The organism is Thalassiella azotivora (genome assembly GCF_054781695.1).
On sequence record NZ_BAAGTX010000016.1, the window covers coordinates 32,602 to 51,633 of the forward strand.

17 protein-coding genes and 1 pseudogene are annotated in these 19,032 nt (G+C 75.4%); 5 read left to right on the top strand and 13 right to left on the bottom strand.

Annotation, left to right across the window (positions count from 1 at the left end):
• Window positions 1-25: 25 nt before the first annotated feature.
• Window positions 26-901, bottom strand: coding sequence for a LysR family transcriptional regulator (locus ACYVQV_RS12240; protein ID WP_461023576.1), 876 nt, complete (start codon window positions 899-901; stop codon window positions 26-28).
• Window positions 902-1,011: 110 nt separating this feature from the next.
• Here ACYVQV_RS12240 and ACYVQV_RS12245 point away from each other — a divergent pair, with 110 nt between their 5' ends.
• Window positions 1,012-1,218, top strand: a complete 207-nt coding sequence (locus ACYVQV_RS12245) for a hypothetical protein (protein WP_461023577.1) — start codon at window positions 1,012-1,014, stop codon at window positions 1,216-1,218.
• A gap of 14 nt (window positions 1,219-1,232) precedes the next feature.
• Here the strand turns inward: ACYVQV_RS12245 and ACYVQV_RS12250 are convergent, their stop codons facing one another.
• The gene (locus tag ACYVQV_RS12250; RefSeq protein WP_461023578.1) at window positions 1,233-3,176 is read right to left on the bottom strand and encodes an NHL domain-containing thioredoxin family protein; all 1,944 of its coding nucleotides are present in this window, start codon (window positions 3,174-3,176) and stop codon (window positions 1,233-1,235) included.
• 131 nt (window positions 3,177-3,307) lie between these two features.
• On the opposite strand from ACYVQV_RS12250, the gene ACYVQV_RS12255 reads away from it, so the two are divergent.
• Complete coding sequence (locus ACYVQV_RS12255; RefSeq protein ID WP_461023579.1) at window positions 3,308-3,634, top strand: hypothetical protein; 327 nt, start codon at window positions 3,308-3,310, stop codon at window positions 3,632-3,634.
• Window positions 3,635-3,700: 66 nt separating this feature from the next.
• A complete protein-coding gene (locus tag ACYVQV_RS12260) occupies window positions 3,701-4,633 on the top strand; it encodes an RNA polymerase sigma factor (RefSeq protein WP_461023580.1) in 933 nt (310 codons plus the stop codon).
• Here ACYVQV_RS12260 and ACYVQV_RS12265 read toward each other — a convergent pair.
• The 4 genes and pseudogenes from ACYVQV_RS12265 to ACYVQV_RS12280 all read right to left on the bottom strand — a co-directional run bounded on the left by ACYVQV_RS12265 (window position 4,623) and on the right by ACYVQV_RS12280 (window position 8,491).
• Window positions 4,623-5,708, bottom strand: a complete 1,086-nt coding sequence (locus ACYVQV_RS12265; RefSeq protein WP_461023581.1) for an OmpA family protein — start codon at window positions 5,706-5,708, stop codon at window positions 4,623-4,625. The two genes, ACYVQV_RS12260 and ACYVQV_RS12265, sit on opposite strands and share 11 nt — an antisense overlap.
• Window positions 5,705-6,283, bottom strand: coding sequence for a hypothetical protein (locus tag ACYVQV_RS12270; RefSeq protein ID WP_461023582.1), 579 nt, complete (start codon window positions 6,281-6,283; stop codon window positions 5,705-5,707). Before ACYVQV_RS12270 ends, ACYVQV_RS12265 begins: the two co-directional genes overlap by 4 nt.
• 176 nt (window positions 6,284-6,459) lie before the next feature.
• Window positions 6,460-7,407 (bottom strand): annotated as a pseudogene (locus ACYVQV_RS12275) (DNA polymerase domain-containing protein); the annotation flags it as partial.
• 79 nt (window positions 7,408-7,486) lie between these two features.
• Window positions 7,487-8,491, bottom strand: coding sequence for a Gfo/Idh/MocA family protein (locus ACYVQV_RS12280; RefSeq protein ID WP_461023583.1), 1,005 nt, complete (start codon window positions 8,489-8,491; stop codon window positions 7,487-7,489).
• Between the two features lie 48 nt (window positions 8,492-8,539).
• Here ACYVQV_RS12280 and ACYVQV_RS12285 point away from each other — a divergent pair, with 48 nt between their 5' ends.
• On the top strand, window positions 8,540-9,418 hold the full coding sequence (locus ACYVQV_RS12285) for a hypothetical protein (RefSeq protein ID WP_461023584.1): 879 nt from the start codon (window positions 8,540-8,542) through the stop codon (window positions 9,416-9,418).
• A gap of 16 nt (window positions 9,419-9,434) precedes the next feature.
• On the opposite strand, the gene ACYVQV_RS12290 is transcribed toward ACYVQV_RS12285, so the two are convergent.
• Window positions 9,435-10,061, bottom strand: coding sequence for a hypothetical protein (locus tag ACYVQV_RS12290; protein WP_461023585.1), 627 nt, complete (start codon window positions 10,059-10,061; stop codon window positions 9,435-9,437).
• 76 nt (window positions 10,062-10,137) lie between these two features.
• Window positions 10,138-12,108, bottom strand: a complete 1,971-nt coding sequence (locus tag ACYVQV_RS12295) for a S9 family peptidase (protein WP_461023648.1) — start codon at window positions 12,106-12,108, stop codon at window positions 10,138-10,140.
• Window positions 12,109-12,347: 239 nt separating this feature from the next.
• Here ACYVQV_RS12295 and ACYVQV_RS12300 point away from each other — a divergent pair, with 239 nt between their 5' ends.
• A complete protein-coding gene (locus tag ACYVQV_RS12300; protein ID WP_461023649.1) occupies window positions 12,348-12,653 on the top strand; it encodes a hypothetical protein in 306 nt (101 codons plus the stop codon).
• A 97-nt stretch (window positions 12,654-12,750) separates the two neighbouring features.
• Here ACYVQV_RS12300 and ACYVQV_RS12305 read toward each other — a convergent pair whose 3' ends face one another.
• The 5 genes from ACYVQV_RS12305 to ACYVQV_RS12325 all read right to left on the bottom strand — a co-directional run bounded on the left by ACYVQV_RS12305 (window position 12,751) and on the right by ACYVQV_RS12325 (window position 18,994).
• Window positions 12,751-13,434, bottom strand: a complete 684-nt coding sequence (locus tag ACYVQV_RS12305; protein ID WP_461023586.1) for a maleylpyruvate isomerase N-terminal domain-containing protein — start codon at window positions 13,432-13,434, stop codon at window positions 12,751-12,753.
• A 290-nt stretch (window positions 13,435-13,724) separates the two neighbouring features.
• Window positions 13,725-15,740: a cytochrome c oxidase assembly protein gene (locus tag ACYVQV_RS12310; RefSeq protein ID WP_461023587.1), complete on the bottom strand. Its 2,016-nt coding sequence runs from the start codon at window positions 15,738-15,740 to the stop codon at window positions 13,725-13,727.
• A 97-nt stretch (window positions 15,741-15,837) separates the two neighbouring features.
• Entirely contained in the window at window positions 15,838-17,607 is a 1,770-nt protein-coding gene (locus tag ACYVQV_RS12315; protein WP_461023588.1) for a sensor domain-containing diguanylate cyclase, read from the bottom strand.
• Between the two features lie 62 nt (window positions 17,608-17,669).
• Window positions 17,670-18,170 carry a copper resistance CopC family protein gene (locus tag ACYVQV_RS12320; protein ID WP_461023589.1) on the bottom strand — a complete coding sequence of 167 codons (501 nt, stop codon included), beginning with the start codon at window positions 18,168-18,170 and terminating at the stop codon, window positions 17,670-17,672.
• Complete coding sequence (locus ACYVQV_RS12325) at window positions 18,167-18,994, bottom strand: carbon-nitrogen family hydrolase (RefSeq protein ID WP_461023590.1); 828 nt, start codon at window positions 18,992-18,994, stop codon at window positions 18,167-18,169. Before ACYVQV_RS12325 ends, ACYVQV_RS12320 begins: the two co-directional genes overlap by 4 nt.
• Window positions 18,995-19,032: the final 38 nt, after the last annotated feature.

Sequence of the window (19,032 nt, forward strand, 5' to 3'; positions counted from 1 at the left end):
GGTCCGTCCTGAGGTCGACGACGCCTCAGCGGGGGTCGTCGGCCGCGTAGAGCTCGCAGACCAGGCCGACGAGCTCGCGCACCCGCGGCGGCGGGTCGTCGCGCCACCAGGCCAGGTGCACCGCGACGGGTTCGGCGTCACGGACCGGGCGGTAGACGATCCCCGGCCGCGGGTGCTGGCGGACCGTCGCCTCGGACGTGATGCCGACGACGGCGCCGGCGGCGATGAGGTTGAGCAGCTCGTCGACCCCGCGGGTCTCCCGCACGGCGGCGGGTGCCGTGCCCTCGGGCCACAGGTCCGGGGTGGTGCTGCCCGTGCGGCTGTCGACACCGACGACCTCACCCAGGAGGTCGCGCAGGCCGAGCGTGCGGCGGCGGCCCAGACGGTGGTCCGAGGCGAGGACGGCGTACCGTCGCTCGACCCCGACGAGAACGGTCTCCAGGGCCTCGCGCAGCCGACGGTCCTCCACCGGACGCCGGAGCACCGCGACGTCCGCGACGCCCTCGACGAGCCCCGCACTGACGGTGGCGGACTGCACGAAGACGACCGACGCCCCCGGGTGGTCGGCCGACCACCGCCGCTGCACCGCCGTGGTGTGCCGGCCCAGCGCGGCCCAGGCGTACCCGACCCGCAGCTCGCCGGTGCCGGCGACCACCCGGTGGACGGCGGCGACGTCGTCGAGGACCCGGCGCGCGTGCGCGAGCACCCGCTGCCCCGTCACCGTGGGGGTCGCGCCGCGGCTGGTCCGCAGCAGGAGGCGCACCCCGAGCTCGTCCTCCAGCCCCGCCACGGCCCGCGAGACCGACGCCTGGGAGGTGCCCAGGGCGATGGCCGCGTCGGTGAAGGTGCCCTCGTCCGCGACGGCGACGAGTGCCCGCAGCTCCCTCAGCTCGACAGCCATGCACTCAGCGTATGGCAGAGGCGCGATGCGCATTTCGCGGATGGCGCGACGAGGTTCACCCTCGAGGTGGAGCGGACCGACGTCCGCCACCCCGAACCGGAGGAGCTCCCATGGCCACCGTGCTGTTCATCGCGCTCGCCCTCGTCCTGCTGACCGCCATCGGTCGCAGCGTCGTCCCGGTGACCGAGCGCCGGCCGCTCACCGGTGAGGGCGTCGCCGCCGACGTGACCCGTGGGCTGCGCGCGCTGGTCGGCCCCACCCTGCGTGAGCCGGCGCTGAACGCCCAGCTCGAGGAGCTGCGCCCCAGCCAGCGCTGAGACGGGCGACCGACTCAGACGCCGCGCAGGTCCAGGCGCAGGACGTCGGCGCCGCCCTCGACGACGCGCACCGGGATGCCCCAGTCCTGCTGGTAGAGGTGGCACGCGGCGTGCTCGGGCACCTCGCCGGTCACCGGGTCACCGTCGCAGGCCGCGGCCTGGACGCTGACGTGCAGGACGCCGTCCGCCGCACCCACGCCGTCGTCGGAGCCGGAGCCGGAGCCGGCTGAGACGACGAGCTCGCGCACCAGCCCCTGGGCCGACCCGGCGCCCGACGTGAGCAGCTCCGGCGGGGTCGCGGACACGACGAGGCGGGTGGGGTCGCCCCACCGGTCGTCGAGCTTCTGCCCGGTCGGCGGGGTGAACGCGACCTCGAGGCGCAGCGGCCCGGGCGCGACGTCGGTCGGCGGCCGCTGCGTGCGCATCGCCTCGCCCTGGACGTGTCGCGCCTCCGCGGGCACCGGCACCCGGGTCAACCGGTGCGCGGCGGACTCGACCACCAGCAGCAGAGGCCCGTCGTCGGTGTGCTCGACCACGACGTCGGACGGTTCGGCGAGGCCGTCGGCGACGGTGCTGACCTCGCCGGACGCGCGGTCGTACCGGCGGATCGCCCCGTTGTAGGTGTCGGCGACGGCGACGGACCCGTCCGGGAGCTCGCACAAGCCGAGCGGGTGCTGCAGCCGGGCGTCACCCACCGGGCCGTCGACGTGACCGAAGTCGAACAGGCCGGTCCCGACGACGGTGTCGACGCGCTGGCCGCCGTCCGGCTCGGGGGACAGCCGACGCAGCGCCGAGGTCTCCGAGTCGACGAACCACAGCACGCCGTCGCCGCCGCTCAGCAGCCCGGACGTCTGGGCGAGGGTCGCCTCCTCCGCCGGACCGTCCCGCAGGCCCTCCTCCGTCGTCCCGGCGAGGACGGCGACGAGCCCGTCGGCGGGGTCGGCCGCGGGGACGAACGTCCAGAGCTGGTGGACGCCGGCCATCGCCACGACCACCGCGCCGCCGTCCGCGGGCTCGCCCTGCTCCGACCCGTTGTGCCAGACCACGTCCCACGGTGTCGACAGGTCCTGCTGCAGCGCGGGCCCGCCCCCCTCGCGGCGCCGCAGCTGGGTGCCCGTGCCGGCGACGGTCCGGACGCTGCCGTCGTCCAGCCGGACGCCGCGCAGGGCGTGGTTCACGGAGTCGGCGACCACGACGTCGTACCCGACCCGCGCGGCGACGTCCTCGGGCAGCAGCGTCAGGCCCTGCGGCTCGCTGAACCGCGCGGTCGCGCCGTCCCCGTCGACCAGTCCCCGCTCCCCCGAGCCGATCCGGCGCCGCTCGGTGACCAGGTCGGCCTCGAGCTCGACGAGCTGGTGGTGGGCGGTGTCGGTGACGAGCACCGTGCCGGTGGGCAGCGGGACGACCTTGCCGGGGAACCGCAGCGCGGTGTCCGGGGCGGGCGGCGGCACGAACGGCGCGTCGCCGCGGCGCAGCGTGCCCTTCGCCTCGTGCTCGGCGACGAGCTCGGTCAGCAGCGACCGCAGCCCGTGGACGTGCCCCTCACCGGAGAGCTGGGCGACGACGTAGCCCTCGGGGTCGACGAGGACGAGCGTCGGCCAGGCGCGCGCGGCGTACGCCTGCCAGGTCCGCAGCTCCGGGTCGTCGAGGACCGGGTGGTGCACCTCGTACCGCTCGACGGCGGCGGCGAGCGCGTCCGGGTCGGCCTCGTGCTCGAACTTCGGGGAGTGCACGCCGATGGTCACGAGGACGTCGGCCAGCGCCTCCTCGAGCGGCCGCAGCTCGTCGAGGACGTGCAGGCAGTTGACGCAGCAGAACGTCCAGAAGTCCAGCAGGACGAAGCGGCCCCGCAGCCCGGCGAGCGTGAGGGCCTCACCACCGGTGTTGAGCCAGCCGCGGCCCGCGAGCTCGGGGGCGCGGACGCGAGCGGTCCGGGTGGACGGCGTCGGGGAGGTCACGCCCGCATTCTGTCCCACCGCGGAAACGGTCCGGATCCGGCTGTCACACTCCGCCCCCGAGGTGCCTCTCAACCTGTGTGCCGGCGAGTGCCGGCGCCGGGCGCGAGCCCGTGACCACAGGAGACACGCAGATGACGCAGACGCAGCAGGTGCAGGAGATCGTGGTGTTCCAGGCCGCCGACGGCGTGAGCCACGAGCAGATGCAGACCGTGGCGCAGGACGCCGAGGAGTGGATCCGCAACCAGCCCGGCTTCCTCGGACGGGTCCTGTCCCACGACGCGGCAGGCGACCGGTGGGTGGACCAGATCACCTGGGCCAGCCGGCAGGACGCCGAGGCGGCCGCCGCGGCGATCGGCGCGGCGGAGCCGGTCGCGAGCTTCCTCGCCGCGATCGACATGTCGTCCGTCCTCATGCTGCACACGGTGCCGGTCGGCTCGCCGGAGCCCGCGGCCCGCTGAACCCACGGGTGGGCGCGGCGTACCGCCGCGCCCACCCGCCGTCCCGACCCCCCGTCAGGAGCGCAGATGAGCTCGGCACCCGTCCCTACCGACCCCACCCCCCGTACCGACCCGACGTACCCGACCGACCGAGCCGACCGTGACCTCGACGAGGTGACCGCGTTGGCGCTGGCGGCCCGGGAGGGCGACCGGGACGCCCTGGAGGCGCTCTGCCGGGCCGTGCAGGACCCGATGTACCACCTGGCGCTGAGGTTCTGCGGCAACCCCGCCGACGCCGAGGACGCCTGCCAGGAGGTGATGGTGTCGCTGGTGACGCGGCTGGGGTCGTTCGAGGGACGGTCCCGGTTCACCACGTGGGCGTACACGGTCGCCGTCCGTCAGCTCGGCCGGACCGCCCGGCGCGCGACCGAGCGGTCCGTCGCCGGGCCGGAGGCGTTCGCGGCGTTCGTCGACACGCATGCCTCGGACCCGGCGTGGGAGCCCGCGAGCACGGCCGAGTACGAGGAGCTGTGCGCCGACGTCCGGCTGTCGTGCACGTACGGGATGCTGCTGTGCCTGACCCGCGACCAGCGGGTCGCGTACCTCCTCGGTGACCTGATGCGCTTCACGGACGCCGAGGGCGCCGAGATCTGCCAGGTGAGCCGGGCGGCGTTCCGGCAGCGCCTGTCGAGGGCGCGGACGACGATGCGCACCTTGATGGCGAACCGGTGCGGCCTCGTCGCGGAGGCGAACCCGTGCCGCTGCGACCGCCTCGTGCGCACCAGCATCGACGTCGGCCTGCTGGACCGGGACGACCCGCGATGGGCCCGGCACGCGGGCGTGACGCTGCCCATCGAGACGACCACCCTGGAGGTCGCGGCCCGCGAGCTCGACACCGCGACGGCCGTCGCGGAGGTCTACCGGACCGCGCCGGACTTCGCCGCGCCACCCCAGGTCTGGCAGCGCCTCGCGGCGGCCATGCCGACCCTGCTGGCCGACGGACCGGCCGTCAGCGGGTGACGGGGACGGTCAGCACGCCGAATGCCGGCACGTACAGCGGGACGACGCCCTCGACGGCGTCGGGGAGCGGGAAGAGCAGCCAGCCCAGCCGCTCGGCCCCCTCGTCGAGGGAGCCGGACACGTCCCCGGCCAGCACGGTGCCCTCGGCGTTCAGGACCGGCCTCAGCTGCTGACCGTTGTCCACGTCGTACAGCACCGTCGGGGCGACGGAGTCCTCGTGGGTGACGCCACTGAACAGCCCGCCGTACCCGGAGAACGAGTCCTTCGGTCCGGCGACCAGCCGCGCGCGGGTCTCGACGGCGAGCAGCCCGCCGACGACGTCGGCCCGCGTGACGTCCAGGCGGATGGTCACGTCGCCGTCGTCGGTGGGGATGGAGCGCTGCGTGCCCACGATGCTGTCGTCCGGTCCACCCGTGGCGGGGGCGTCCGGTGCGGGGTCGAACGGCCCGACGGCGATGTCGGAGGGGCGCCGCTCCTCGGACCGGTCCTCCTGCGCGGTCGTGAAGACCACGCTGACACGGCGGTTGCGCGCCCGCGAGGCGTCGTCCTCGTTCGCGACGAGCGGCTGGGACTCGCCGAGGCCCTGAGGCGTCAACGTGATGCCGGTGTTGCCGAGCTTCGGCTCCAGCCACGTCGTCACCGTCTGCGCGCGGCGCTGCGACAGCTCGAGGTTCGGCGCGTCCTCGCCCACGTCGTCGGTGTGCCCGGCGACGACGGCCGGACCGGCGACCCCGGCGTCCTTCAGCGCGGTGACGAGGTTGTCGAGCGCCTCCTGCGCCGCGGTGCCGAGCGTGTCCTCCCCCGACTCGAAGAGGACGTCCGCCGAGACCGTGAAGCTGGCCGTCGCACCGGCCTCGGCGTCCTCCTCGACCACGTCGAGCGGGTCGCGGACGAGCTGGACGTCGACCGGCGCGCCGGAGACGTCCCGCGGCTGGGCGTCCTGCGCGCGCTCCCCCGGGGCGGGCCAGGTCACCGGCTCCTCTGTGGGGGTCGCGGTCGCCGGCAGCACGCCGACGAGGGCGAGGGCTGCGACCGCGCCCAGGACCGTGCCGCGCCGCCCCATGGAGCGGGTCACGACGTCACCTCGACACCGGCCAGCGGGCCGGTGCGCGGCAGGACGACCGTCAGGTCGGAGACGTCCTCCGGGACGGCCGGGAAGTCCGCGAACAGCACGGTGGCCTTGCCGAGCTCGAAGTCGTCCGCGACGGCCGAGCAGACGCACTCCTCGTCGGAGACGCGCAGCACCGGGTACTGCTTGAGGTTCGCGGTGTCCAGCAGGTAGATGCCGTCGGCCTGGCCGCTGTAGCCGTTGGCGGAGAAGAAGTTCCGGTTGAACGGTCGGTCCGCGCCGCGGCTGCGCGGGGTGATCGCCAGCTCCAGGCGGGTCGCCTCGTCGAACCGGTGCAGCCGCAGCACGTCCACGGTCACGTCGTAGTCGCCGATCGGGCGCGAGACCGTGGCGACGCTGTCCGCGACGGTGCCGTCCTCCGCGAGCTCGACCGCGGGCACGGACCCGGACCCACCGGAGCCCTCGTCGCCCCCACCCACCAGGCTGCAGCCGGCCAGCGCCGGCAGCGCCAGGGCGAGGCCGGTGACGGCGGCGAGGCGCCGGAGTCGGTACGTGCGAGCGTCGGGTGCCTGGTCGGCCACGGTGCGTCCCCTGGTGTCGTCCCGCGCCGCCGGGTCCCCGCGGCGCACCGGGGGACGTTCGCCCCCCGACGGCGCCAGACCCTACCTACGACCCGACCACCCCACCGAACTCGTCCACAGGGCTGGGTCCCCCGGTCGGCGGGACCGCGCACCGGGCGTCACGCCTGGTCGCCCGGGTCCTCCAGACCCTCGGTCTCGTCCCGGTCCGCGCGCTCCAGCAGAGGCGTCAGGTCGTGCGCGACGTCGTCCAGGGTCGCCATCGGGTCGCCGCGCTCGGCGAGCAGCCCGGGGACGGTCGCCATCGTCAGGTCGTCCGGGTCGGCGTCCACGAGCTCGTCCCAGGTGAGCGGGCACGACACGGTGGCGCGCGGGGTCCGGCGCACCGAGTACGCCGAGGCGATGGTGCGGTCGCGGGCGTTCTGGTTGTAGTCGACGAAGATGCCGCCGGTGCGGTCCTTCTTCCACCACGCCGTGGTGACGCGGTCGCCCGCGCGCCGCTCGCACTCGCGCGCGAACGCCAGGGCAGCGCGGCGGATCTCGCGCTGACCCCACCGGCGTTCGAGCCGCACGTACACGTGGACGCCGCGCCCGCCGCTGGTCTTGGGGTACCCGGCGTAGCCGAGCTCGTCGAGCAGCGGCCGGACGACGTCCAGCGCGAGCGAGCGCGCCTCGGCGAACCCGGTGCCCGGCTGGGGGTCGAGGTCGATCCGCAGCTCGTCGGGGTGCTCGGTGTCGTCGCACCGGGACGGCCACGGGTGGAACGTCACGGCGCCGGAGTTCGCCGCCCACACGACCTCGGCCGGGCCCTGGACGCGCAGCGCGTCCGCGTGCCGCCCGGACGGGAACGACACCCGGCAGGTCCCGACGTACTCGGGCGCGTGCCTCGGGACGCGCTTCTGGTAGATCTCCTCGCCGGTGATCCCGTCAGGGAAGCGCTGCAGGTACGTCGGCCGGTTCCGCAGCGCGGCGACGATCGCACCGATCTCGGCCACGGCACGGTAGTAGCCGACGAGGTGCCCCTTGGTGCCGGCGTCCGCGCCGAGCTCGGGGAAGTAGACCTTCTCCAGGTTGGTCACGCGCACGGGCGTGCCGTCGACGTCCCACTCGTCCGCGGTCCCCGCCATGGCGGTCACTCTGCCGTCTGGACCGCAGTGGCGCGAGCGAGCACAAGTGCATGATCACCGGACTGGGAGATCTGCAAGATCACGGGGAGGGGGTGGGTGGGGTGAACCCCTCGTCGACGTGGACGGCGCCGAGGTGCTCCAGGGCGCCGTCGAGGACGTCCATCACGGCGAGGGTGTCGTCCAGCGGCATCACCGGGCTCTCCGTCAGGCCCTCGGCGAGGCAGCGCTGCACCTCCTCGAGCTGGTGCACGTACCCGCGGCCCGTGTACCCGCGGGTCACGACCTCGGCGTCCACGTCGGGGCGGTGCAGCGTCAGCGACCCGGTGTGGTGGAACGGCTCCTCCAGGTCGATCCGGCCGTGGGTGCCGACGATCCGCGCACCGGCGAACGGGGTCGCGGTCAGGGTGCACGACAGCAGCGCCGACGCGCCGTCGTCCCAGCCGAGCAGCAGCCCCACCTCGGCGTCGACGCCCGTGTCCCCCAGGGCTCCGTGGACGGCGACGGACGTCGGCGCCCCGAGCAGCATCTGCGCGAACGACACCGGGTACACGCCCAGGTCGAGGAGGGCGCCGCCGCCCTGCGCCGGGTCCCACAGCCGGTGACCGCGGTCCTGCGGGCCGACGAAGCCGAGGTCGGCGTGCACGGTCCGGACCTGGCCGATCGCGCCGTCCGCCGCCAGCCGGCGCAGCTCGACGACGAGCGGCTGGAAGCGCGTCCACATCGCCTCCATCACGAACAGCCGCCGGTCCCGCGCGCGCTGCACGAGGTCGCGGGCGGCGGCCGCGGACACGGTGAACGCCTTCTCCACCAGCACCGGCTTGCCGGCGTCCAGGCACGCGGAGACGTCGCGGTGGTGCTGCCCGTGCGGGGTCGCGACGTAGACGACGTCCACGTCGGGGTCGGCGAGCAGCGCGTCGTACCCGGCGTAGGCGCGGCCGAATCCGTGCTGGTCGGCGAAGCGCTCCGCGCGCGAGCCGTCACGCGACGCGACCGCGTACGCCTCCGCGCCCGGGGTCAGCGCGAGGTCCCCGGCGACGGTGCTCGCGATCGACCCGGTCCCCAGGAACCCCCAGCGCACGCCCATAGGGTCGAATCTAGAGCGGGGGCGGTCCCCGCGCGGGAGGGGCGGAGCGTGCGGGTCCCGCGGTTCTGGGTGAGCGCCGACGGTGAGGACGTCGACCCGCGGGGCCGTCCGTGGCGGCTGCGCGTGTGGGGGTGGTCGTCCGAGTCGGCTGCGGACGCCGCCCAGGTGGCCGCCGAGCGGCTGCGCGTGGTGCTCGAGCGCGTGCGCCAGGGGACCGTCGGTGCGGGCGGCCGCGACGACTACTACCCGCGGACGCCGCCGCGCGAGGAGGTCCTGCGCACCGTCGAGGTGGGCGGCGACGTCGTCGCGTACGTGACCCGCAACCGGTACGGCGCGATGGTGCTGACCACCGACCGGGTGCTCGTCGCGGACGTCGACCGTGACCTCGCGCCACCCCGCCCGTCGCTGTGGTCGCGGGTGAGGCGCCGGCTCGGCGACGCCCGACCGCAGGAACCGGTGGCTGACCTGGAGCGCGAGGCGCTGGACGACGTCCGCCGGTGGGCCCGCTCGCACCCCGAGCTGGGGGTGCGCACGTACCGGACGGCCGCCGGCCTGCGGGTGCTCGTCACCGGGTCCGGTGCCGTCCCCGGGTCGGAGCTGTCCGAGCAGGTGCTCGCCGACCTCGGCACCGACCGGGTCTACGTGGCGTTGTGCGGGGCGCACGGCTCCTACCGAGCGCGGCTGACACCGAAGCCGTGGCGGATCGGGCTGACCTCACCCCGGCGGCACTGGCCGGCCCCGGACGACGCCACCGAGCAGGCCTTCGCGCGCTGGTTGACCCGCTACGACACCGCGCGCACCGGGTACGCGACGTGCCGGCTGCTCGCCGTCGACGGTCCGCAGCCGGACGCCGGCTCACCCGAGGCCGTCGTCGTCGCCGTCCACGACGACGCCAGCGGGGTCGGCTCGGACCTGCCTCTGGCCTGAACGGGCCGGGCAGCGGTCAGGCAGGCGGGGGCGACTCGCCCCGGTCGCGCAGGACGACGTACGTCGCCCCACCGAGCAGCGCCCCGGCGAGGACGACGAGCGAGACGAGGACCGCCGGGTTGGCTCCGAGCCAGTCCTCGACGAACGACCTCGTGGACGACGTCGGGTCGCTGAGCAGGACGGCGACGAAACTGGCGACGAGCACGCCCACCGCCCCGGACAGCACGTGCGTCCACCGCCCGGTCAGACCCATCCGCCGGCTCAGGATCCGGGCCGCCTTGACGATCCGCCCGGCGCGGACGACGCGCAGCGCCCCGACGGCACGCACGAGCCGCAGCAGCTGCGCCGGTCCGAGCGCGAGGACCACCGCGACGAGGACGCCGAGCGTCAGCAGGATCAGCCACAGGTGCCGGCGCAGCCACGCCCGCTTGTCCTCCGCGACGAGCAGCAGGACCACCGTCTCCGCGGTGAGGACCGCCCCGCTCAGCCAGTTCACGACCGTGCCGACCGTCGAGTACGGGTCGTCCAGCAGCGTCAGGAAGACCGCCGGGACCGACGCGAGCGCCGCGACGAGCACGGGGACGGCGAGCCGCTGGCTCCACCGGTGCTCGCGGGTGCCCTCCCGCTCCTCGACGGCCGTCACGGGCGTCGAGGGTACCCAGCGCGCAGCGGCCCGGTGACCGGATCGGGTCCAGGTCACCGGGCCGGCTCACGCGCGGTCAGCCGAGCAGGTCGGGCTGCTGCCACTCCTCACCGAGCACGTGCTGCGCGAGGAACGCCAGCACCGTGGCGTACCAGACCCGCGCGTTGCCCGGCGTGAGGATCCAGTGGTTCTCCTCCGGGAAGTACAGGAACCGGTGGTCGGTCCTCCCCTCCGGGTCCTTCGACCGGGACGTCAGGTCCCACCACAGCCGCAGACCCTCGCCTATCGGCACCCGGTAGTCCTTGTCGCCGTGGACGACGAGCATCGGGGTGACGATCGCGTCGGCGTGCAGGTGCGGCGAGTTCTCCCGCGCCATCTCCGGCGTCATCTCGCGCGTCCAGTAGTACGCGGAGTCCGTCGTGGGCCCGAACTGGTCCAGCGCCCACAGGCTGGCGTGGGTGACGATCGCCTGGAACCGGTCGGTGTGGCCGGCCACCCAGTTCGCCATGTACCCACCGAACGACCCGCCCATCGCGGCCGTGCGGTCGGCGTCGACCTCGGGCCGCTCGACGGCGGCGTCCGTGATCGCCATCAGGTCGGTGTACGGGGCCTTGCCCCACGCCCCCCACCCGCGGGCGACGAAGTCCAGGCCGTACCCGGTGGACAGCGCCGGGTCGGGCAGCAGCACCGCGTACCCGCGGGCCACCATCACCCACGGGCACCACCGCCACGTCCACGCGTTCCACGAACCGAGCGGCCCGCCGTGGATCCACAGCAGCAGCGGCGCGGGGGCCTCGGCGGACGCGCCCTCGGGCAGCGCGAGCCACCCGCGGACCGGCGTCCCGTCGTCCGCCGTGGTCGTCACCTCCGTCAGCCGCCCGGGCAGCGGCGGCGCCTCCACCGGCGAGCGCAGCTCGGTCACCCCGCTGCCGTCCAGCGCGACCCGGACCGGGTGAAGCGGCGCCGCGTACGACGAGCGCAGCGCGTACACCCAGCGACCGTCCGGCGACACCTGCGGCGACGCGTACGTCCAGTCGTCGTCCGTCAGCGCCGTGACCTCGCCGCTCGTCGCGTCGACGCGGAACAGCGGCCCGCGGCCGTCGGAGTCGGCGGTGACGACGAGCGCCGAGCCGTCCGGCGTCCACTCGAGCTGGCCGGGCCAGCGGTCCCAACCCCCGGTGAGCACGCGGACGTCACCGCCGGCGAGGGGGACGACGGCCAGGTCGATGTCCGGCGGGCTGTCCGGGGTCGACCGGCGCCACCGCGTCAGGGCCACCTGGGTGCCGTCCGGGCTGACCTTCGGGTTCTCGAACTCGTAGTCGTCGTGGGCCGCCAGGGTGCGGCGATCGCCGGTCGCGACGTCGATCGCGACGAGGACGACGGTCTCCGAGGCGTTCGCCTGCGGCACCACCCACGCGGTGACGACGGTCGAGCCGTCGGGCGCGACGTCCCAGGACACCTCGTGGCTGAGCGCCGAACCGACGTGCCCGGTCAGGTCCCGCAGGTCCATCCGCGGGTCGTCCGCGCCGGGCGCCGCGTCGGTCAGGTCGCCGACGGCCCCGACGAGCAGGCGCTGCCGGTCGGGGCCGAGGTCGTGGTCCCAGAACCGGACGGGGTACCCGTCGTGCAGGATCGCGTCGACCCCGGCGTCCTTGCGGGCCTGGCGCGCGTCCTTGTCGTCGTCGCCCTTCGCCGCGGTCGGCAGGGTCGACGAGCCGAGGACGACGGTCCCGGACCCGCGGGCGACGGTGACGCCGCCCAGGCCGCCAGGGCGGGTGGCGACGACGCGCGCCTCGCCGCCCCGGCGCGGCAGCAGCCACAGCGCGGGCGGTGCGTCCTCGTCGTCCTCACCGGGGCGCTTCGCGGAGAACAGCAGGTCGCCGTCCGGGGTGAACGCGGCGCTCGTCTCGCCGCCCGCGCCGCGGGTCAGCCGGCGGGCCGGCTCACGACCCGCCGGGTCGACCTCCCACAGGGCCGTGACGTACCGGGCCTTCTTCTGGTCGACGGTGGCGACGGGGACGACGAGCCGCTCGCCGTCCGGGGACATCACGAGCCCGCCGACGCGCGGGAGGGTGACGAACGCGTCGAGGTCGTGGAAGGGCGTGGGGGCGTCCGGGTCGGGACGGAAGGGCTTGGCCTCGTCGGCCTTCGGGGAGGTGGTGTCGGTCACCGTCTTGTCCTACCAGACCGTCACGCGCGGCGCGGTGCTGCGGGGCGCCGGTAGGGCGGTGCGACGATGGCGTCGTGGTGGACGACGTCGACGCGGCGCTCCTGCAGGCGCGGGCGATGGTGCTGCACGACCTGGCGGCGCGGGGAGCGGACGTCGCCTCGCTCGTCGACGTGGTCGAGGACGTCGTCGCGCACCGCCGCTGGTGGGTGGAGCAGTGGCCCGAGGGTGCCGCGTTCGTCGCCGGGCAGGTCGCGCAGGACGTCCAGGACCGGCTGATCGAGACCGAGGGCCGCTGGCCCGTGTGCGCCGAGCACTCCGAGGAGCCGCTGCAGGTCGAGCCGTCGATGGGCGCCGACCCGTGGTGGGTGTGCGAGCGCGGCTGCGGACCGGTCGCCGCGGTGGGTGCCCTGCCGCCCGCCTGACCGTCCTCCCGTGTGTGACTGATCGTCATACGTGGTTGGGGGTGATAGCCCCCAGCTCGGTCTGACGATCAGTTCACGCGAAGGGGCAGGCGAAGGGTCAGCCGAAGGGTCGACCGAGGTGCAGCCGCGGGCCGCCTGCCCGGTCGATCGCGTCGCGGTCCGCCGAGGCGAGGGCGCGACGACCGGTGAGGCCGGCCAGCAGCGCGGCGTCGTCCAGGTGCGGCACGGGGTCGGTCGCGGACGGCAGGAGGAAGCGCCGCAGGAGGGCACCGGCCGTGGGAGTCAGCCACGGGTCGTGGTCCAGGGCGGCGGCGAGGTCGAGGCCGTGGACGGCCACCTCGAGGACCCTGGTCACGAGGAAGTCGTCCAGGAGCATCGCGTCGCCGTGCCGGGTGACGACGACCCGGTCGGCCGGTTCCGCCGCGGCCCGGTGGACGACCTGCTCGACCAGGCTCGTGAACGCCGCCGCCTGGGACCGGGCGTCGTCGAACCGTGCCGCGTGGTCGGTCGCCAGACGGATCCTCTGCTCGTCGGTCGCCGGAGAGAAGCGCCCGTCCGCGCGGTAGTAGCCGGCTGCGCTCACCGTCGCCGGCCGGTCGACGTCCGCGTCGAGCATGCCCGGCAGCCAGGCGAGCACCACGTGCACGTGCCCGAACAGCTGGCTGACGTCCCAGGGGGCGCAGCCGGTCGGCCGGTGCCGCTGCTGCGGCGTCAGCGCGGCCATCGCCCCCGCGAGGGCCGCCGACTCCAGCTCCAGGGGGACCAGGACGTCGGCGCGCACGGCACGGACGCTAGCGCCCGCCGTCCGGGCCACCGCGCACCCGCGCACCCGCGCACCCGCGCACCCGCACCCCCGCACCCCCGCACCCCCGCACCCCCGCACCCCCGCACCCCCGCACCCCCGCACCCATCACCCATCACCCATCACCCATCACCCATCAAGATCGTCAGACGTTGATGGTCGCTATCACGACCAGGAGCGTCTGACGATCTTGCGGGTGGGTGGGATGGGGGGTGGTGGGATGGGGGGTGGTGGGATGAGTGGGCAGGTGGGGTGGGTGAGCGGCCGGGTCAGGAGCCGGAGGAGCGCTCGCCCATCCGCTGCAGCATGGCGTTGTACGCCTTGAGCTCGGCGTCGTCGTCCCGGTCGGCGGCCCGGTCGCTGCGGCGGGTCTCCCGGTCGTCGCTGCGCACCCACTGGGCGACGAGCACCATCGCCAGCAGGATCGTCGGCACCTCCCCGATGCCCCAGGCGATCTCACCGCCGGTGCGCTGGTCGGCGAGCGCGTCGTACCCCCAGCCGAGGGTGGAGAACCACGTGGCCTCCAGCAGGGTCTCGCCGGTGACGAGGGTGACCCCGAAGAACGCGTGGAACGCCATGGTCGCGAACAGCAGCACCAGCCGCAGGGGGTAGCCGGACCGGTTCGGACCCGGGTCGACACCGACGAGCGCCTGGGCGAACAGGTACCCGGCGAGCAGGAAGTGCACCATCATCAGCTCGTGCCCGAGGTGGGTGCTCAGGGCCAGGCCGAACAGCGGCGAGAAGTAGAAGACGACGATGCTGCCGGCGAACACGACCGCGGCCACGACGGGGTGGGACACGAACCGCGCCCACGGCGTCTCGATCGCCCAGGTCAGCCACTCCCGCGGGCCCTTCGAGCCGTCCCGGCGCCGCGGCAGCGCGCGCATCGCGAGGGTGACGGGGGCGCCGAACACCAGCAGCGGCGGCACGACCATCGACAGGGCCATGTGCTGCACCATGTGCAGGCTGAACAGCACCCGCCCGTACTCGGCGAGCGCCCCTGAGGTGACCCACAGCAGCGCCGCGCAGCCGAGCAGCCACAACAGGGTCCGGTGCAGCGGCCAGGAGTCGCCGCGCGCCCGGAGGCGGCGCACGCCCGCGGCGTAGGCGACGGCGAGGCCGAGGGCGACGAGCACCCACAGGACGTCGGGGCGCCAGACGTCGAGCAGCCGGCCGGCGTCGAACGGCGGCGGCAGCGGTTCACCGGTGAGGACCTGCGCCGGGGTCAGCGCGGGCGGTGCCTCGTCGACGGGGTTCGGCGGGTCGGAGCGGCTGAGCGCCACGGCCAGTCCTGAGACCGCGCCGAAGAGGACCAGCTCGCCGCCGAGCAACCGCCAGAACGGCCGGCCGCGGGTGGCGTCGTCCGCCGCCGGTCCCGTGAGCGCCCGCAGGGTGCTGCGCCGGTGCCACCAGCCCGCCGCGCCCAGGGCGAGGGTCCCGGCGACCTTGAGCAGGAGCAGCAGGCCGTAGCCGTCGAGGAGGTCCGACGGGGCGTTCAGCCGCAGCCACCCGTTGACCGCCCCGGACACCACGACGAGCACGAACCCGACGCCGGCGAGCGTGGAGTACCGGGCAGCGACGTCCGGCAGCGCCGTCCCGAGCCGGCCGCGCAGCAGCGCGAGGGTGACCAGGCCACCGAGCCAGACGGCGACGCCGAGGACGTGCAGCCACCACCCGGAGACGGCGGTCTCGTGGTCGGCGTTGCCGGAGGCGTGGCCGGTCAGGGCGACGGGGAACCAGGCGGCCGCCGCGAGCGCGGCGGTCAGCCCCGCACCGGTGGGGGTCCGGACGCCGAACGCGCAGGTGGCGGTCGCGGCGGCGAGCAGGACGCCGATGAGGAGGTTGCGGGTCAGCTCCAGGTCGAGCAGGAACGCCGACAGCTGCTCACCGATCCGCGGGTCGGTCAACGGCGCCCCGACGGACAGGGCGAAGGTCAGCAGCAGCGCGACCGTGGCGGCGACCGTCCACACCGCCGCCGCGACCGCCCCGACGCCCGCGGCGCGCCGGAACGCGCGCGACCCGGCGGGGACGGCGGTCGCGGCGAGCAGCAGCGCCCCGAGGGCGATCACCCCGCCGACGTCCTGGGCGGCCCGGGCGATCGGGAGCCCCCACCGGACCAACGGGCCGGGGTCCTGCAGCGCGAACGGCGCGGCGGCTCCGGTGTACAGCAGGCCGGCCACGAGGGCGACGAGCAGCGACCCGGCGGACAGTGCAAGGGCGGTGGGGCGTCGCCAGTCGGCGACGGGCTCCGTCGCGGGCTCCCGCGGCGGGCTCACGGCGGTCATGGGGACACCGTACGTGCGCCGGGACGGCGGCCCCGGGCCCCCGTGTTCCCCCCCGGTGGTGCGGGTGGGGGCCCGCACCGGTCGGGGTGTCGTCGGCTCAGGTGGTGGTGAGTGCCGTGGCGGCCACCACCCGGTCCCGACCCTGCCGCTTGGCGGTGTAGAGGGCGGCGTCCGCCGCCGCGACGAGGTCACGCGCGTCGAGCATCCCGTCGGCCAGCGTCGCGACCCCGAGCGACGCGGTCACCGTCGTCGACGTGCCGAGCAGCGGGGTGCCGGCCACGGCGGCGCGGAGCCGCTCGGCGACGAGCACCGCCTCGTCGAGCGGCGTCTCCCGCAGCAGCACGACGATCTCCTCGCCTCCGTACCGGTACGCGGTGTCCGTCGACCGCAGCGCGGCGGCGATGGTCGCGGCCACCGCGCGCAGGGCCACGTCCCCGACCGCGTGGCCCTCGGTGTCGTTGAGGCGCTTGAAGTGGTCGAGGTCGACCATGACGACGCTGAGCGGCCGCTCGTAGCGACGGCAGCGGTCCCACTCGGAGGCCAGGTCCGTCTCCAGGCGGCGGCGGTTGGCGAGCTGGGTGAGTGCGTCGACCTCCGCGAGCTCGCGGGTCTCGCTGTGCAGGCGGGCGGACTCCAGAGCGCCGGCGGCAGACGACAGCAGCGCCTCGAGGACCTGCTCGGCGTCCGGGTCGGGCCGGGCGTCGGCGACCTCGAGGACGCCGACGACCATCCCGGCCAGCACCAGCGGGTACGCGCGCGTGTCAGCGGTGCCCCCTGCGCGGGCGTCGGCGGCGGCGCGGGCGACGACCTCGGGCGGCGCCAGCTCGGATGGCGGCACGTTGCCGTGCGGGTCGTCGCTGCGGCGCACGGCGCGCAGCCGGCCGTCCTGGCCCGGCAGCCACAAGGTGGCCCGTGCGCCGGTCAGCTCGGCAGCCGCCGAGGCGACCGACTCCGTCACGTAGCGGACGCTGAGGCTGCCGGAGACCTCGCGCGTGACCCGCACGACGGTCTCCAGGCGCTGCACGAGCGCCTGGGTGCGCTGCTCCCGGACGAGCTGCTCCTCGCCCGCACGACGCAGGCCTCCGGCGAGCCCGGACAGCGCGACCCCGACGGCGTCCAGCTCCCGCACCCCGCTGGGCGCCGCCTGGGCGGTGAGGTCCCCACCTCGCAGCGCGTCGATGGTCCCCAGGAGCACCTCGACCGGTCCCTCCACGGCCCGTACGAGGTTCCTTCGGCGCCGGACGACGAGCGCCACGGCGGCGGCGAAGGTGACCAGGTAGGCGACGGTGGTGACCGCGAGCGCCGTCCGCTGCCGCTGGAGGGCGTCGTCGCGGTGGGCGACGACGGCGCCGGTGACGACCCCGGAGGTTCCGCGGTAGTCGTCGAACCGGGTCCTGCCGTCGGCCAGCACCGTCCCGAGCCGCTCGGGGTCCGCGGTGACGGGCCCCCCGGCGAGCACCTCGTCCGCCCAGTCCTGCCACTGCTGCGCCGCGAGGACGAGGTCGACGACCTCGGCCACGACGGAGGGCTGCAGCGGGCCGCTGACCTCGGCCTGCGCCACGAGCGCCTCACGGGACCGCTCCCCGGCCACGCGACCGCGGCGGAACGGTTCGAGGTAGGCCTCGTCGCCGGTGGCCAACCAGGCCCGCAGGCCGGTCTCCTGGTCGAGCATCGCCTGGTGGTTCGTGCGGACCTGCCGGGTGGTCTCGGTGAGCCGGTCCACGGCCGGTTGGGTGACGACGAGCAGGTACGCCGAGCACAGCGTCGTCAGCAGGAGCAGGCTGCTGAGGGAGGCCAGCACGAGGCGGTGGGTGGTGGCCAGCTCGCCCAGCAGGCTGCGCCCTGGTGGTTGCCGTGGTCTCGACACCCTGTGGTCATCGGCGTGCCGCGGCGCGGGCTTGACGGGTGCGGCTGCTCCCGGCGCAGTACCTACTCCCGGCGCAGTCCCCGCAGGGTGCGCACGAGCACCAGCACCAGGAGGACGAGCAGGCCCGCGCCGGTGACGAACCACCAGATCGACGCACGCTGCTCGGCCGGGGCGCTCTCCCCGGGTGCGAGGACGGTGAAGACCGTCTCGCCCTCGGCGGGGCCGGGAGTCAGCCGGTAGGACACGAGGTACTCGCCGGGGCCGTCGTCCGGCACCGAGACGCTGACGGACCGGCCGTCCACCCGCGGCGTGACCTCGTCCTGGCCCTCGGGGGTGGTCAGCGTGACGGCGACGACGGTCTCGTCCAGCCGCCGGGAGAACGTCAGCACCACCTGGTCCGGGGTGCGCTGCACGGACGCGCCGTTGCCGGGGACGACCCGCTCGAGGACCGGGCTCGCGGACGCCGGCCCCGCACCGGCCAGCAGCAGCGTCGCCGCGACCACGGCCACGAGACCGCGCCCGAGGACCCGGCCGGGGCCCCGGCGCAGCGGGGTCGCCGTCACGACCGCCCCAGCCGGCGGTCGGCCAGGACGGGGAAGTCCCGGCGGGCGCTCGACACCAGGCCCGCGACGTCGACGTCCACGACGAGCACCTCCTCGCCGTCCCCGGCCTCGGCCAGCACCTCGCCCATCGGGCCGACGACCTGGCTGCGGCCGCCCATCGGCGTCCCGGCGTGGGTGCCGGCGGTGTTCACGGCGGCGAGCACGCACTGGTCCTCGACCGCCCGCGCGCGCCCGAGCAGCGTCCAGTGCGCGACGCGGGCCGCCGGCCAGGCCGCGGGGACGACGAGCAGCTGCGCGCCGTCGTCCAGCAGGGTCCGGAACATCTCCGGGAAGCGCAGGTCGTAGCAGGTGGCCAGGCCGGCGACGACGGGCGAGCCGGTGCCGTCGTCCGTGCCCGGCAGCGGCAGCGTGATGACGGCCCGGCCGGCGTCCATGAGCTTCGGCTCGCCGTTGCCGAACCCGAACCGGTGCACCTTGCGGTAGGTCGCGAGGACCTGCCCGTCCGGGCCGAGGACGACGGAGGTGTTGTAGAGGCCGCGGCCGTCCTCACCGGGGTCGTCGGGTGCGTGCTCGACGACCGAGCCGGCGTGGACGACGGCGCCGAGGTCGCGCGCGGCCTCCCGGACGGCCTGCACCGTCGGCCCGTCGAGCGGTTCGGCGTCGCGCTCCCACGTGCGGTAGGAGAACCCGCCGGGCGCCCACAGCTCGGGCAGCACGACGAGGTCGGCGCCCTCCTGCCGGCGGACGAGGTCCGCGACGCGGCGGCGCCGGTCCCCGACCGGTTCGTCGTCGCCGTAGGCGACCTGCAGCAGGTGGATCCTCACCCCACGCACTCTAGGGTGAGGCGGACGACGCGGGCCGG